The sequence below is a fragment of the Acidovorax soli genome, assembly GCF_014207955.1.
GTDB classification, from domain to species: Bacteria; Pseudomonadota; Gammaproteobacteria; order Burkholderiales; family Burkholderiaceae_C; genus Acidovorax; species Acidovorax soli_A.
Window position 1 is genome coordinate 320898 of sequence record NZ_JACHLK010000006.1, and the last position, 14237, is coordinate 335134.

The following is a 14237-nucleotide window of genomic DNA, read 5'->3' on the forward strand; positions in this document are numbered from 1 at the left end:
ACGAAAGGCGGGACCTGCGAGTATCGCCCGCGCCCGCAGATGCCCCCGAAAGCCCTGCACTGCCCGTCGGGCATGGCAGGCATCGCCAGCTACGCGGACCGAGGACCCGGCCCCGGATCGCTGCTGGCGGCCTGCGCCAGCAGCGACAGGCGCTGCACCAGCGGCGCGAACAGCTCCACCGGCGTGTGGCCATAGCCCAGCACCAGGCCGTTGTCCTCGGGCCGGGGCTGCAACGCGAAGGCCGACAGCGGCGCAGGCGCCATGCCGTGCTCGCGTGCGGCGCTGGCGATGGCCCGGTCCGGGTAGGCGGGCGGCAGGCGCACCATGAGGTGCATGCCGCAGTGCCCCCCTTCGATGCCATGCGGCACCAGAAGGTGCTGCGCCAGCGCGCTGCGCAGCTGCTGCTGGCGCTCGCGGTAGAGGCGGCGCATGCGGCCCAGGTGGCGGCCGAACTGGCCGCTGTCGATGAAGTCCGCCAGCGCCAGCTGGGCATGGCGCTGGCCGCCGCGCAGCATTTCGGCCAGGGGCTGGCGCACCGCGGCAAGCACCGCCTCGGGCAGCACCAGAAAGCCGATGCGCAGCGCGGGGAACATGGTCTTGCTGAAGGTGCCCACATAGAGCACCGGTGCCCCATCGGCCAGGCCCTGCATGGCGGCGATGGGCTCGCCACCATGGCGGAACTCGCTGTCGTAGTCGTCCTCGATGATCCAGGCGCCATGGCGCCGCGCCTGCTCCATGAGCGCCAGGCGCCGCGCCACCGACAGCACGGCCCCGCCCGGGTACTGGTGCGAGGGCGAGGTGTAGACCAGGCGCGGCGTGTGCGCGCGCCAGTCGGCCTCATCGGCCACCAGGCCCTGCGCGTCCACCCGCATGGGCACGGTGTGCAGGTCGCCCGCATGCAGGGCCGACTGGGCGCCCCGGTAGCCTGGGTCCTCCACCCAGGCCGTGTCGCCGGGGTTGCTGAGCAGGCGCACGCACAGCACCAGGGCCTCCTGCGCGCCTTCGGTGATCACCACCTGCTCCGGCGCGCAGCGCACGCCTCGGGCCAGCGCCAGGTGGCGTGCAATGGCGGTGCGCAGTGCCATTTCGCCCAGCGGGTCGCCATAGCCCAGGGCAGCGGGGCCGCCATCGCGCAGCGCCCGATCGAGCGCGCGGCGCCATGCGGCCAGCGGAAACTGCGACAGGGCGGGCATGCCCGGGCTCAGCCAGTGGGCCGCCGCCGGGCGTGGCGCCCTCGGCTGGATCCGTGCCAGGCGCGCTGCCGTCGCGGGCAGCGGTGCGGCCCGCCCGGGCACCACGCCGGGCACCGAGGGCAGCAGCGACGCCACCCGCGTGCCCTGCCGGTCGGAGTGCACATAGCCCTCGGCCAGCAGGTGTTCATAGGCGGCCGTCACCGTGTTGCGCGAGAGGGCCAGGGCCTCGGCCAAGGCACGCGAGCCGGGCAGCGGGCTGCCGGCGGCCAGCCGACCGTCCAGGATGGCTTGGCGCAGCCGCTGGAACAGCTGGCGCCGCAGCGGTTCGCCCCCCGGGCGGTGGTCCAGTGCCTGCTCCAGCAGGGTCTGGGGGACCGGAAGGGTGTCTTCCGGGAGAACGTTGCGCATGCGTGGCACCTGAAAATCATCTGCTTCTGGCACTTTTCGCAATGCCACGCCCAGTTTACCGTGAAGGCTCGGTCGGGCCCATGACCCGCCCCCGGTTTTCTTTTCACTCCCTGCAACCAAGGACCTTCCCCGCATGGCATCCACCCTGAACGCCTACCAGCAACCCGTCGGCTCCGCCCTGCCCGGCTGGAGCGCGCGCCCGCGCCCCGCACGCGACACGATCGAAGGCCGCTACTGCCGCCTGGAGCCCCTGGATGCGGCACGCCACGCCGCCCAACTGCATGCTGCCTATGTGAAGGCCACGGACGGCCGCCACTGGACCTACATGACGGTGGGCCCGTTTGCCGACGAGGCCAGCTACCGTGCCCATTGCGAGCAGGCAGCCGCCAGCGCCGACCCGCTGCACTATGCGGTGATCGACCAGCGCACCGACAAGGCCGTGGGCACGCTGTCGCTGATGCGCATCGATCCCGCCAACGGCGTGGTCGAGGTGGGGCATGTGATGTTCTCGCCGCTGCTGCAGCGCACCCCGATCTCCACCGAGGCGCAGTACCTGCTGATGAAGTACGTGTTTGCCGATCTGGGCTACCGGCGCTACGAATGGAAATGCGACAGCCTCAACGGGCCCTCGCGCCAGGCGGCCGCGCGCCTGGGCTTCAGCTTCGAAGGCATCTTCCGCCAGGCCATCGTCTACAAGGGCCGCAGCCGCGACACGGCCTGGTTCTCCATCGTCGACAGCGAGTGGCCGGCACTCAAGGCCGGCTTCGAGCGCTGGCTGGCCGCAGACAATTTCGATGCCCAGGGCCAGCAGCGCGCATCGCTCACGGCACTGCGCGCGGCTGCGGGGGCCTGACCCCCTCGGGGCGCGGGGACTGCCGCCTGGCGGCCATCTCGCGCCCCATCGGCGCCAGGGCGTCGGGCCGCAGCAATTGCAGCACGGACGGGTAGGCCACGCCTTCCTCATCCGCGATGTGGCGTGCATAGCGCCCGGCAAAGCGATCGAGCGCGGCCTCGTCCGCCGCGCCGAAGGCGCGGATCTGCCCATCCACCAGGGCCTGCAGTGGCTGCCGTGCCGCGGCCCAATCGGCCACCATGTCCCCATGGTCCTGCAGCAGGCGCCGCACCAGCGCGACCACCGCGGGCGCCCCCTGGGCCAGCAGCGGCGGGAACACATGCAGCTCCTCGTCCTGGTGGTGCAGGGGCGCCGCGATGTCGAAGTAGCGCAACACGTCGCGCGCCGCCTGGCGGGCGGAGTCGTCGCTGCCCTGCTCCCGGACGTGTTCGCGCAACCGGCCCAGCAATGCCAGCGTGCGCTGCACGCGCTCGTGGCAGGCCTCCAGCATGGCAAAGGGTTGCTCGAAGCCCACGGCCGGGGTATTGAAGCCTGGAGGCAAGCCCATCAGCCCCGCCCCTCGGCCGGGTCGAAGGGCTGTACCACGCCATCGGCACCCAGGGTGCTCACATAGGCGCCCGCCCCGGGCCGCACGCGGGCCGCGGCCTTGCGCGCCTGCACCGTGCCGATGCTCAGGAAGCACAGGGCCAGTTCCTGCGGCCCCAGGCCGAAGAGTGCCCGCAGCCCCGCCGACTTGAGGGCCCGGCCACTGGTCAGGGCCGAGCCATAGCCTTGCGCCGTGGCCATGAGCAGCATGTTCTGCAGCGCACAGCCGGCGGACACCAGGCGCTCCGGCAGGTCGATGCGCGGATCGCCGCGGCCGGTGTCCACCACCGCCAGCAGCAGCAGCGGTGCGCGGTAGGCCTTCTCGCGCGCCAGTGCCAGCTGCTCCGGCGCGGCGGCGGCATCGCGCTCGGTCAGTGCCTGGGCGAACACCTCGGCCAGCGCCGCACGCGCGGCCTCGGGCACCAGCACAAAGCGCCAGGGCAGCAGTTGCCCGTGGTCGGGCGCATGGGCTGCCGCATCGAGGATGGCAGAGAGTTCGGCGCCACTGGGGCCCGGCGCCACCAGGCGCTTGGGCAGCACAGTGCGGCGGGAGCGCACCAGCGCCCAGGCGCTGGCCGCCACGGCGTCCTTGCCCGGCGCCACGGGGGAATCGCCATGCGGCACGGGCCGCAGGGGCCAGGGGATCACCGCCATGGGCAGCCCCCGGGGGGCAGGCCGCCGCTCATCCGCAAGACCCCATGTGCCCGCACTGCGTGCAGTAGTCGCAGCCGTCTTTGCGGATCACGGCATGCGCCCCGCATTCCACGCATTTCTTGCCGGCCATGGCCTGGGGCACCGCCACGGGTGGCGCTGCGGGCTCTTCCAGCGGCAGTTGCTGCTGCACCGGGTCGGCCACTCGGCGCGCCAGGATGTTCTGGATGGCATAGGCCATGGCCGCGACCTCGGAGTCGTGCCACATGGGCACCTGCGTGCCGTCTTCCTTGCGGTGCGTGCCCAGGCGCACGGGGCCACGGTCCCAGGCCACCTTGCGCATGTCGCTGAGCGCACGCTCCAGGAAACCGCCGCGTGCCGCCAGCGAGAGCATGCGCATGCTGGAGGTGATCCACTGCTGCGACTCGCCGCTCTGGCCCACGGGCATGAAGAACTCGATGGCCCGGTCCACCGTGGCATGGCCCACCCCCGTGGGCACGGGCAGGAAAGAGACCAGCAGGTACAGGGTCTTGCGGCCCTCCTGTGTCCAATACTCGACCTTCTCGGCCACGGCCGAGAGGCCGCCCTTGGGGCGGCTCTCGATCACGGTGCGCATGGGGTCCACGGGCGGCGCCGCCGGGGCGGGGGCCGCTGCGGGGGCGCTGTGCGTTTCGAGCACCGATCCCAGGATGGTATTGGGCCGGTAGGTCGCCAGGCCCTTGAGGCGCGCGCGCCAGGCCTGCAGGTACAGGTCCTTGAAGCCCTCGTACGGGTAGTCGGCCGGGATGTTCACGGTTTTGGAGATGGCCGTGTCCACATACGGCTGCACGGCCTCCATCATCGCGATGTGGCCCTCGGCCGGCATGGCCAGGGCCGAGACGAAATATTCGGGCAGTTGCAGCACGTTGCCGCCGAGTTCGCGGTACAGGCGCCAGGCATGGTCTTCCACCGCGTACTCGCTGGTGCTGCCATCGGCCTCGCGCTTCTTGCGCTTGTAGGTCCAGGAGAACGGCGGCTCGATGCCGTTGGAGGCATTGTCGGCAAAGGCCAGGCTCACCGTGCCCGTCGGCGCGATGGACAGCAGGTGGCTGTTGCGGATGCCGTGCGTGCGGATGGCATCCTTGATCGGTTCAGGCAGCCGGCTGGCGAAGGTGCCCTGCGACAGGTAAGGCCCCGCCTCGAATTTCGGGAACGCACCTTTCTCGCGCGCCAGGTCCACCGAGGCCAGGTAGGCCGCATCGCGCATCGCCGCGGCAATGCGCACCGCCATCTCGCGCCCCTCGGGCAGGTCGTAGCGCAGGCACAGCAAGGCCAGCGTATTGCCCATGCCCGTGAAGCCCACACCGATGCGCCGCTTGGCCATGGCCTCGTCGCGCTGCTGCGGCAGCGGCCAGAAGGTCACGTCAAGCACGTTGTCGAGCGCGCGCACCTGCAGCGCCACCGTTTGGGCAAAGGCCTCGAAGTCGAACGCTGCCACACCGCCGAAGCCAAAGGGATTGCGCACGAAGCGCGTGAGGATGATGGGGCCCAGATCGCAGCAGCCGTAGGAGGGCAGCGGCTGCTCTCCGCAGTTGTGCGCCACGATGCCGTTGGCATCGAAGGCATGCACGTCGGCCACGGTCACGTCGTAGACGTCCTCCACGCCATCGTCCACCAGCGCCTGCACGGTTGCCGTGAAACGCTCGCGGTGCAGCGCGCGGCGGTAACCTGCCAAGGCACTGTCGAGCCGCTCGGCCTTGTCGGTGTCCGCAAAGCCGATGGCCTCGGCAAACACCGCGATGTTGTCGCCGCTGAGCACCAGTTCATGCTGGGCCCGCGTGCCATACAGCCGCAGGCCGCCTTTGCCGTCAGGCAGGGCGCGCTCGGCCGCAGGGCGCCGGTCACGGTAGAGGGTAGAAGCCATGCCCAGGCGCAGCAGCATGCGCTGCACGGTCTGCAGCAGTGCTGCATCGCTCTGCGCGAGCCGCACGCTCACGCCCTTGTCCTGGTTGCCCTGTACTGAGCCATCCGCGTCGAACAGGCCACGCAACAGGCCGCGTGCGAAGTCCGAAGACCGCCGCTCCATGGCGGGCGTGATGGCCTTGCGGCCCGGCGCCATGCCCAGACCGAACGCCAGGTCGCGCAGCGCCGCGCTGGCCATGCGCGCCTCGCCCCTCCCCGCCACTGGCCGCTGGAAGCCGCCGAAATCGGCGCGGTGGGCCAGGGGGGCTGCGGCGGCCTCGGCCGCCTGCACGATGCCTGCCGCGCCCGTGGCGGCATAGGCCACGGTGCCCTGCCCCACGGCCTTGAGCTCGGGCGCCCAGACCGACAGCACGGCCTTGTCGGCCTTGAGCGTGCCATCGCCGATGAGCAGACCCAGCAGGTAGCCCTCGGCCTCGCTGCCCGCACCGGCCCAGCCCTGCAGGGCCCGGTGGTCGTGCAGCACGATCTCGTCGCCGGGCAACAGCTGCGCCGCCTCGGTCCACTCCACCTCCAGGCAGTAGCGCGTCTTGCGCGCCACGCGGCGCACGCGGTGCTCGGCCGTCAGACGCAGCGCATGGCCCTCGCGCGTCTGCAGGCACAGCACGGGCCGCGTGCCCGTCTGGAAGAAGCCCTGGCTCTGCACACGGTAGGCGCGCCCGTCGACCACGGCGCTGAAAGGCCGGCCGATGAGGTCTGCCACCTGGCGCGGCCCTTCGGTGGTGAGCACCCAGGTATCGGCCGTGACACAGGGGTTGGTGGCGGCGATGTCCTCGCAGTAATGCAGGTTGTTGTCCTCGTTGATGTGGTCGAGGAACAGGATGCCCGGCTCGGCGAAATCGTAGGCCGACTGCATGATGGTGTCCCACAGCGTGCGCGCCGGCACCGTGGCATAGACCCATTGGCCGTCGGCGCGCTGGTGCGCGCCCTGGGCGATCAGCGGCTCGCCGGGGCGGGCGCGGTGCACCAGTTCCCAGGGCGCGTCCTTTTCCACGGCCTGGATGAAGGCATCGGGCACGCCGACCGAAACGTTGAAGTTGTTCCAGCGTCCGGGTGTGCGCTTGGCGGTGATGAACTCCTGCACGTCGGGGTGGTCGATGCGCAGCACGCCCATCTGCGCGCCGCGCCGCGCACCCGCGCTCTCCACCGTGGAGCAGGACTGGTCGAACACATTCATGTAGCTGCATGGCCCCGAGGCCGTGGACGCCGTGCCCACCACACGCGCGCCCTTGGGGCGGATGCGCGAAAAGTCATAGCCCACACCGCCGCCGCGGCGCATGGTCTCGGCCGCCTCGCGCAGGGCTTCGTAGATGCCGGGGTAGCCGCCTTCGTCCACGCCCTGGATGCAGTCGCCCACGGGCTGCACGAAGCAGTTGATCAGCGTGGCCTGGATGTCGGTGCCCGCCGCGCTCATGATGCGCCCGGCGCCGATGGCGCCGGCCTGCAGGTTCTGAAGGAACAGCGCCTCGTACTTGTCGCGCAGCGCAGGCGCTTCGACCGAGGCCAGGGCGCGGGCCACGCGCCGGTAGAGGTCGTCGGCGCTGGTTTCGCCGTTCTTGAGGTATTTCTCGCGCAGGACGTCGAGGCTGATGGCTTGCATGGAGGTGGCGCCGGTCAAAGCACTGGATGTTTCGCGTTTCATGGCTGAAGGTCCTTGCGCTCCATCAAACAAGACGGGGATCCCCCGCGCACTGCAAGCCGGCCGGGGAGGCGAAAGCAGCACCATACATCGGCCCTATAGCCACACTGCCACCGTGGCCTCCGCCCCGTTCGGGTGGCCTTTGGCGTGCCGTTAGCATTGCGGCATGCGAATCATTACGCTCTTTACCCTCCCCTCCATGGCCCGCCGGGCCCTGCCCCTGGTGGCGGCCCTGGCGCTGGCCGGCTGCGCCAACCAGCCCCCCGAAATGCCGGCCTCCTGGCCCGCCCGCCTGCAGCAGGTGCTGCCTGCCGATGTGCTGCTGCTGGGCGAACAGCACGATGCCGCCGAGCACCAGCGCCTGCAGCGCGAGGCCGTGCAATGGCTGGCCGCGCGCGGCACACTCGCCGCCGTGGTGATGGAGATGGCCGAGCAGGGCGGCAGCACCGCCGGCCTGCCGCGCGGTGCGACCGAGGCCCAGGCCCAGGCCGCCCTGAACTGGCAGGACAAGGCCTGGCCCTGGGCCAAGTACGGTCCGGTGGTCATGGCGGCCGTGGAGGCCGGCGTGCCGGTGCTGGGCGGCAACCTGCCGCGCAGCCAGATGCGCGCCACCATGGGCCAGGCGCAGTGGGATGCGCACCTGCCCGCGCCCGCGCTGCAGCGCCAATACACCGAGATCCGTGATGGCCACTGCGGCCTGTTGCCCGAAGCGCAGATTGCGCCCATGGCGCGTATCCAGATCGCCCGCGATGCCAGCATGGCGCAGACCGCCACCGCGGCCCTGCAGCCGGGCAAGACGGTGCTGCTCATCGCCGGGGCCGGCCATGTCTGGCGCAGCCTGGGTGTGCCCACCCACCTGGGCGGCGGCGTGAAGGCCCAGGTGGTGGTGGCACGTGCCGGCGGCGCGCCGGCCACCACGCATGCCGATGCCGACCTGCTGGCCCCCACGCCCGCACTGCCGCCCCGCGATGCCTGCGCCGAACTGCGCGAGCAGTGGAAGGCCGCGCCGCGCCAGCCCTGACTACGGGCGTTGCGCCCTGAGCAGCGCGGCAAACGCCGGCGCGCGCAAGGGCCGGCTGCACAGGTAGCCCTGGTAGGCATCGCAGCCCCGCTCCTGCAAAAATTCCAGTTGCGCAGGGGTCTCCACGCCCTCGGCCAGCACCGACAGGCCCATGCTGTGGCCCATGGCGATGATGGCCGCGCTGATGGCCATGTCGTCGGCGCTCTGCGGGATGTCGCGGGTGAAGCCCTGATCGATCTTGAGCACGTCGATGGGAAAGCGCTTGAGCTGGGCGAGCGATGAATAGCCGGTGCCGAAATCGTCGACCGCGATGCGCACGCCCAGGCCGCGCAGGCCCAGCAGCACCTGCAGCGCCTCCTCGGCACGCTCGGCCAGGGCGGATTCGGTGATCTCCAGCTCCAGCAGCGCGGCCGGAAAGCCCGCATCGGCCAGCGCCGCCGCCGTGCAACCGGCCACGTCGGTCAGGTGGAACTGGCGCGGCGAGACATTCACGGCCAGCGTCACCTCGGGCAGGCCCTCGTCGCGCCACTGCCGGCCCTGGCGGCAGACTTCGCGCAGCACCCACTCGCCCAGCGGCCCGATGACGCCCGAAGTCTCGGCCACGGGGATGAAGCGCGCGGGCGAGATGAGCCCCTCGTCGGGGTCGTTCCAGCGCACCAGGGCTTCGGCCCCGGCGATGCGGCCCGTGGCAATGTCCACCTGGGGCTGGTAGTACACCTCCATGTGGCCCTGGGCCAGCGCCAGGCGCAGGCGCGACTCCAGCGCCAGGCGCTCGCGCGCGGCCTGGGTCATGGTCTCGTGGAAGAAGCACCAGGCACCACGCCCGCGTGCCTTGGCGCCATAGACGGCGGCGTGCGCGCCCTGCTGCAGGCCCTCCACCGTGTCGGCATGGGTGGGGAACATGCAGATGCCCACGCTGGCGCCGGCCACCACCTCCAGGCCATCGGGCGAGCGCCAGGGTTCGGCCACGGCAGCGATCAGCTGGCGCGCCACGGCGGCCGCGCCCTCGGAGTTGCGCATGTGGCGCGCCACCACGGCCAGTTCGTCGCCCGCCATGCGGCCCAGCAGGTCGCCCGGGCGCAGGGCGGACTGCACCTGGCGCGCGATGTGCTGCAGCACCTGGTCGCCGGTGGCATGGCCGTAGCTGTCGTTCACGTCCTTGAAGCGGTCCAGGTTGATCAGCAGCACCGCCAGGTGCTCACCGCTCAGCCGCGCCTCGCCCACGGCCTCGGCCAGTTCGGTACCGAAACGCAGGCGGTTGGACAGGCCGGTGAGCGCATCGTTGTGCGCCAGGAACTCCAGACGCTGCTGCTGCGCCTTCTCTTCGGAGATGTCGGAGAACATGCAGACGTAGTGGGTCACCGCCCCGGCAGGGTCGCGCACCGCGCTCAGCGACATGTGCTCGGGAAAGACCTCGCCATTCTTGCGCCGGTTCCAGATCTCGCCCTGCCAGTGGCCCGTGCTGTGCAGCGCCCCCCACATGGCGTCGTAGAAGGCCTTGTCGTGGCGGCCCGACTTGAAGACGCGCGGGTTCTGGCCCAGCAACTCGGTTTCGGTATAGCCCAGAAGCCGGGTGAAGGCCGCATTGACCGAGAGGATGCGGCCCTGGGCATCGGTCACCACCACGCCTTCGATGGTGTTGTCCACCACGGTGCTGGCCAGGCGCTGGCGCTCCTCGCTGGTGGCCAGGGCCGCCCGCACGGCCGCGATGTCGCCCCGCTCCTGCAGCGCGCGGATCCGCGCTCGCTCGGCCTCGCGCGCCTTGTGGGCCAGCCAGCCGGCCAGTGCCCCGGTGAGCAGCACGTAGAGCCAGCCCTTCCAGGTCTGGTAGCGCGTCAGCGCACCCGGCTCCGTGACCCAGTGGGCCAGCAGCAGATCGCCCACCAGCACCCACGCCACGCCCAGCACCAGGTACAGCGCCGCCACGCGCCAGGGAACCAGTGGCCTCGGGCCCGCCAAGTCTTGCATGAAATCCTTCTTCCCCACCTGTTCCGGGCCTTGCTGCGACAATGGCGCAGCTATGACGACCCAAGCCTACATCCTTACCCTGTCCTGCCCCGACCGCCTGGGGCTGGTGCACGCAGTCTCCGGCTTCCTGCTGGAGCATGGCGGCAACATCGAAGAAGCCGCCCAGTACAACGACCACGCCACCGGCCTGTTCTTCATGCGCGTGCAGTTCGCCTGCGACCAGCACGACCATGCCACGCTCAAGGAGCGCCTGACCGCCTTCGCCGAGCCCAACCAGATGCGCTGGAGCCTGCACGCCACGGCAGCGCCGGTCAAGACCGTGCTCATGGTCAGCAAGGAAGGCCACTGCCTCAACGACCTGCTGTTCCGCTGGAAATCCGGCCTGCTGCCCGTGGACATCCGCGCCATCATCAGCAACCACCGCGACTTCTACCAGCTGGCGGCCAGCTACAACGTGCCCTTCCACCACATTCCGGTCACGGCCGCCACCAAGGCCCAGGCCGAAGCCAAGCAGTACGAGATCATCGAGGCCGAAGGGGCCGAGCTGGTGGTGCTCGCGCGCTACATGCAAGTGCTGTCGGACGACCTGTGCAAGAAGCTCGCTGGCCGTGCGATCAACATCCACCACAGCTTTTTGCCCAGCTTCAAGGGCGCCAAGCCCTACTACCAGGCCCATGACCGGGGCGTGAAGCTCATTGGCGCCACGGCCCACTACGTCACCGCCGACCTCGACGAAGGCCCGATTATCGAGCAGGACGTGGCCCGCGCCGACCACACCGACACGGTGGAAGACCTCACGGCCCGCGGCCGCGACACCGAAAGCCAGGTGCTGGCCCGCGCCGTGAAGTGGCACAGCGAGCACCGCGTGCTGCTCAACGGCCACAAGACGGTCGTCTTCCGCTGAGCGAGCGCCCGCTTTCCTCCGCCCCATGGCAAACCCCTCCTCGTTTCTCAGCAGCGCGGCACGGCGCATTCCGCCCATCCAGTGCCTGCTGACCTTCGAGGCGCTGGCGCGCCTGCGCAGCGTGACGCAGACGGCCGACGAGCTCTGCGTCACGCCCAGTGCGGTGAGCCACCGCGTCAAGCAGCTCGAGCAGATCCTGGGCGTGCGCCTCTTCGGTCGGGCCGATTTTTCGCTGACCACCGAGGGCAGCGCCTACCTGGCCCACGTGCGCGAGGGCCTGGGCGCGCTGCAGCGCTTTCCGGGCGCGGCCGCCGCCCCGGGCCGGCGCCGGCTCAAGCTGGCCGTGACGCCGACCTTTGCGCGCACCATCCTGATCCCGCGCCTGCGCCAGTTCACCGAGGCCTACCCCGAGATCGACCTGGCGCTGCAGGTCTCCATCCCGCTGCTCGATGTGGTGGCCGAGGACGCCGACCTGATGGTGCGCTTCGGCCCCGGCCACTATGCCGATGTGGAGCATGTGGAGCTGGCGCGCGACGTGGTCACGCCCCTGGCCTCGCCGGCCTTCGTGCGCGAGCACGGCCCCTTTGACCGCCCCGAGGACCTGGAGGGCGTGCCCCTGCTGCGCAGCCCGCTGGAGCCCTGGCGCACCTGGTTCGCCGCCACCCAGCTGGACTGGGCCGAGCCCAGCGAGGGCTCGCAGTTCAACGACATCGGCCTGATGTGCGACGCCGCCGCCGCCGGCATGGGCGTGGCCCTGGTGCGCCTGAAACTGGGCGCGCCCTGGCTGGAAAATGGCACGCTGGTGCGCCTGTTCGAGACCGACAGCGCCAGCCCCCATGCCCACTACCTGTGCTGGCGCACGGGCACCATGGACCGCTGGGAATGCGCGGCCTTTGCCGAATGGTTGCGCAAGACCATGGTCTGAGCGTGCGCGCGGCCCTGCCCGGGGACGCCGCCGCCATCGCCCGCATCCATGTCGCGGCCTGGCAGGCCGCGTACGCGGGCCTCATCGATGCCGCCTTTCTGGCCGCCCTGTCCGTGGCCCAGCGCGAGGCCTGGTGGTCTGGGGCGATTGCCAAGGGCAGCCCGGAATTGCTGGTCGCACACGGAGAGGACGGTGTCCTGGCCGGCTGGGTCGCACTGGGCGACTGCCGCGACGCTGGCGCACCGGCCACCCGGGGCGAGATCTGGGCGATCTATGTGGACCCGGCCCGCTGGGGCCAGGGAGCGGGCCGCCTGCTCTGGCAGCATGCGCGGGCACGTCTGACTGCCCAGGGCCGCACCGAGGTCAGCCTGTGGGTGCTGGCCGCCAACCTGCGCGCGATCCGCTTCTATGCCGCGCAGGGCTTCGCTCCCGACTCAGGGAGTGACAGAACCATCACCGTGGCCGGAGCGCCCCTGGAAGAAGTGCGCCAGGTCTGCCCTCTGGGCTAGGGCAGCGTATTTCACGCCCCGCCCCCAAAAAATCTCACGGCGCGGCGCCCCCCGATGGCCTACAGTGACGGCATGCAGTCGACCGCCTCTCCACCCCTCGCAGCCAAGGCCCCCACCGGACCCACGCCCGCCGAGCGCAATGCGCGCCAGGCCGAGGTGGTGCAGGCCCTGTCGCGCGCCGTACCCGCCCATGCCCTGCTGTGGAACGCCGAGGACACCACGCCCTACGAGTGCGATGGCCTCACCGCCTACCGCCAGCGCCCGCTGGTGGTCTGCCTGCCCGAGACCTATGAACAGGTGCAGGCCGTGCTGCAGGCCTGCCACCGGCTGCATGTGCCCGTGGTGGCGCGCGGCGCGGGCACGGGCCTGTCGGGCGGGGCCATGCCCGACGCCATGGGCGTGACGCTGTCGCTGGCCAAGTTCAACCGCATCCTCAACGTCGACCCGGTGGGCCGCACGGCGCTGGTGCAATGCGGCGTGCGCAACCTGGCGATCAGCGAGGCGGCCGCGCCCTACGGCCTGTACTACGCGCCCGACCCGAGCAGCCAGATCGCCTGCACCATCGGCGGCAATGTGGCCGAGAACTCGGGCGGCGTGCACTGCCTGAAATACGGCCTCACGGTGCACAACGTGCTGCAGGTGCGTGGCTTCACCATCGAGGGCGAGGCCGTGGAATTCGGCAGCGAAGCGCTCGACGCCCCGGGCTACGATCTGCTGGCCGCCGTGATCGGCAGCGAGGGCATGCTGGCCGTGACCACCGAGGTCACGGTGCGCCTGGTGCCCAAGCCGCAGCTGGCGCGCTGCATCATGGCCAGCTTCGACGATGTGCGCAAGGCCGGAGCGGCGGTGGCGGCAGTCATCGCCGCCGGCATCATCCCCGCGGGCCTGGAGATGATGGACAAGCCCATGACCGCCGCGGTCGAAGACTTCGTGCACGCGGGCTATGACCTCACTGCCGAGGCCATCCTGCTGTGCGAGAGCGACGGCACCCCCGAAGAGGTGGAAGAAGAGATCGGCCGCATGACCGAGGTGCTGCGCGCCGCGGGCGCCGTGGCCATCTCGGTGAGCCGCGACGAGGCCGAGCGCCTGCGCTTCTGGAGTGGGCGCAAGAACGCCTTCCCGGCCAGCGGTCGCATCAGCCCCGACTACATGTGCATGGATTCGACCATCCCGCGCAAGCGCCTGGCCGACATCCTGCTCGCCATTGCCGAGATGGAGAAGAAATACCAGCTGCGCTGCGCCAACGTGTTCCACGCGGGCGACGGCAACCTGCACCCGCTGATCCTGTTCGATGCCAACGACCCCGACCAGCTGCACCGCTGCGAACTCTTCGGCGCCGACATCCTGGAGACCAGCGTGGCCATGGGCGGCACGGTGACCGGCGAGCACGGCGTGGGCGTGGAGAAGCTCAACAGCATGTGCGTGCAGTTCAGCGCCGAGGAAAACGCACAGATGGCCGGCCTCAAGCACGCCTTCGACCCGGCCGGCCTGCTCAACCCTGGCAAGGTGATCCCCACGCTGCACCGCTGTGCGGAGTACGGCAAGATGCTGGTGCGGGCCGGCCAGATCAAGCACCCCGATCTTCCCCGCTTCTGACGTGCCGCAACAGCCGCCTACCGCTA

Annotated in this window: 10 protein-coding genes and 1 pseudogene; 6 read left to right on the forward strand and 5 right to left on the reverse strand. The window is 70.7% G+C overall.

Features of this window, described 5'->3' with window-relative positions; all coding sequences use genetic code 11:
* Positions 1 to 89: 89 nt before the first annotated feature.
* Positions 90 to 1601 carry a PLP-dependent aminotransferase family protein gene (locus tag HNP48_RS17305; RefSeq protein WP_184859199.1) on the reverse strand — a complete coding sequence of 504 codons (1512 nt, stop codon included), beginning with the start codon at positions 1599 to 1601 and terminating at the stop codon, positions 90 to 92.
* A gap of 133 nt (positions 1602 to 1734) precedes the next feature.
* Here HNP48_RS17305 and HNP48_RS17310 point away from each other — a divergent pair.
* Positions 1735 to 2442 (forward strand): annotated as a pseudogene (locus tag HNP48_RS17310) (GNAT family N-acetyltransferase); the annotation flags it as partial.
* Here the strand turns inward: HNP48_RS17310 and HNP48_RS17315 are convergent.
* Genes HNP48_RS17315 through HNP48_RS17325 form a run of 3 tightly spaced genes read right to left on the reverse strand, consistent with a single transcriptional unit; the run spans position 2423 to position 7291 of the window.
* On the reverse strand, positions 2423 to 3001 hold the full coding sequence (locus tag HNP48_RS17315; protein WP_260420259.1) for a hemerythrin domain-containing protein: 579 nt from the start codon (positions 2999 to 3001) through the stop codon (positions 2423 to 2425). The pseudogene HNP48_RS17310 and the gene HNP48_RS17315 sit on opposite strands and share 20 nt — an antisense overlap.
* Complete coding sequence (locus HNP48_RS17320; protein WP_184859218.1) at positions 3001 to 3693, reverse strand: nitroreductase; 693 nt, start codon at positions 3691 to 3693, stop codon at positions 3001 to 3003. The genes HNP48_RS17315 and HNP48_RS17320 overlap by 1 nt, the downstream gene beginning before the upstream one ends.
* Before the next feature lie 28 nt (positions 3694 to 3721).
* On the reverse strand, positions 3722 to 7291 hold the full coding sequence (locus HNP48_RS17325) for an LAGLIDADG family homing endonuclease (RefSeq protein WP_184859220.1): 3570 nt from the start codon (positions 7289 to 7291) through the stop codon (positions 3722 to 3724).
* Positions 7292 to 7487: 196 nt separating this feature from the next.
* On the opposite strand from HNP48_RS17325, the gene HNP48_RS17330 reads away from it, so the two are divergent.
* The gene (locus HNP48_RS17330) at positions 7488 to 8309 is read left to right on the forward strand and encodes a ChaN family lipoprotein (protein ID WP_184859222.1); all 822 of its coding nucleotides are present in this window, start codon (positions 7488 to 7490) and stop codon (positions 8307 to 8309) included.
* On the opposite strand, the gene HNP48_RS17335 is transcribed toward HNP48_RS17330, so the two are convergent.
* Positions 8310 to 10277: a bifunctional diguanylate cyclase/phosphodiesterase gene (locus HNP48_RS17335; protein WP_184859224.1), complete on the reverse strand. Its 1968-nt coding sequence runs from the start codon at positions 10275 to 10277 to the stop codon at positions 8310 to 8312. It abuts the gene before it with no gap.
* 52 nt (positions 10278 to 10329) lie between these two features.
* On the opposite strand from HNP48_RS17335, the gene purU reads away from it, so the two are divergent.
* The 4 genes from purU (at position 10330) to HNP48_RS17355 (ending at position 14211) form a co-directional block, all read left to right on the forward strand.
* Positions 10330 to 11181, forward strand: coding sequence for a formyltetrahydrofolate deformylase (purU, locus tag HNP48_RS17340; protein WP_184859227.1), 852 nt, complete (start codon positions 10330 to 10332; stop codon positions 11179 to 11181).
* A 25-nt stretch (positions 11182 to 11206) separates the two neighbouring features.
* Positions 11207 to 12106: a LysR substrate-binding domain-containing protein gene (locus HNP48_RS17345; protein WP_184859229.1), complete on the forward strand. Its 900-nt coding sequence runs from the start codon at positions 11207 to 11209 to the stop codon at positions 12104 to 12106.
* Entirely contained in the window at positions 12082 to 12615 is a 534-nt protein-coding gene (locus HNP48_RS17350) for a GNAT family N-acetyltransferase (RefSeq protein ID WP_184859230.1), read from the forward strand. The genes HNP48_RS17345 and HNP48_RS17350 overlap by 25 nt, the downstream gene beginning before the upstream one ends.
* 72 nt (positions 12616 to 12687) lie before the next feature.
* Positions 12688 to 14211 carry an FAD-linked oxidase C-terminal domain-containing protein gene (locus HNP48_RS17355; protein ID WP_184859232.1) on the forward strand — a complete coding sequence of 508 codons (1524 nt, stop codon included), beginning with the start codon at positions 12688 to 12690 and terminating at the stop codon, positions 14209 to 14211.
* Positions 14212 to 14237 lie beyond the last annotated feature (26 nt).

Bases quoted from the DNA above. Each gene is read 5' to 3' on its own strand.
- HNP48_RS17315 (WP_260420259.1), bottom strand. From the start codon at position 3,001: ATGGGCTTGCCTCCAGGCTTCAATACCCCGGCCGTGGGCTTCGAGCAA.
- HNP48_RS17355 (WP_184859232.1), top strand. From the start codon at position 12,688: ATGCAGTCGACCGCCTCTCCACCCCTCGCAGCCAAGGCCCCCACCGGA.
- HNP48_RS17350 (WP_184859230.1), top strand. From the start codon at position 12,082: ATGGTTGCGCAAGACCATGGTCTGAGCGTGCGCGCGGCCCTGCCCGGG.
- HNP48_RS17320 (WP_184859218.1), bottom strand. From the start codon at position 3,693: ATGGCGGTGATCCCCTGGCCCCTGCGGCCCGTGCCGCATGGCGATTCC.
- HNP48_RS17335 (WP_184859224.1), bottom strand. From the start codon at position 10,277: ATGCAAGACTTGGCGGGCCCGAGGCCACTGGTTCCCTGGCGCGTGGCG.
- HNP48_RS17325 (WP_184859220.1), bottom strand. From the start codon at position 7,291: ATGAAACGCGAAACATCCAGTGCTTTGACCGGCGCCACCTCCATGCAA.
- HNP48_RS17305 (WP_184859199.1), bottom strand. From the start codon at position 1,601: ATGCGCAACGTTCTCCCGGAAGACACCCTTCCGGTCCCCCAGACCCTG.
- purU (WP_184859227.1), top strand. From the start codon at position 10,330: ATGACGACCCAAGCCTACATCCTTACCCTGTCCTGCCCCGACCGCCTG.
- HNP48_RS17330 (WP_184859222.1), top strand. From the start codon at position 7,488: ATGGCCCGCCGGGCCCTGCCCCTGGTGGCGGCCCTGGCGCTGGCCGGC.
- HNP48_RS17345 (WP_184859229.1), top strand. From the start codon at position 11,207: ATGGCAAACCCCTCCTCGTTTCTCAGCAGCGCGGCACGGCGCATTCCG.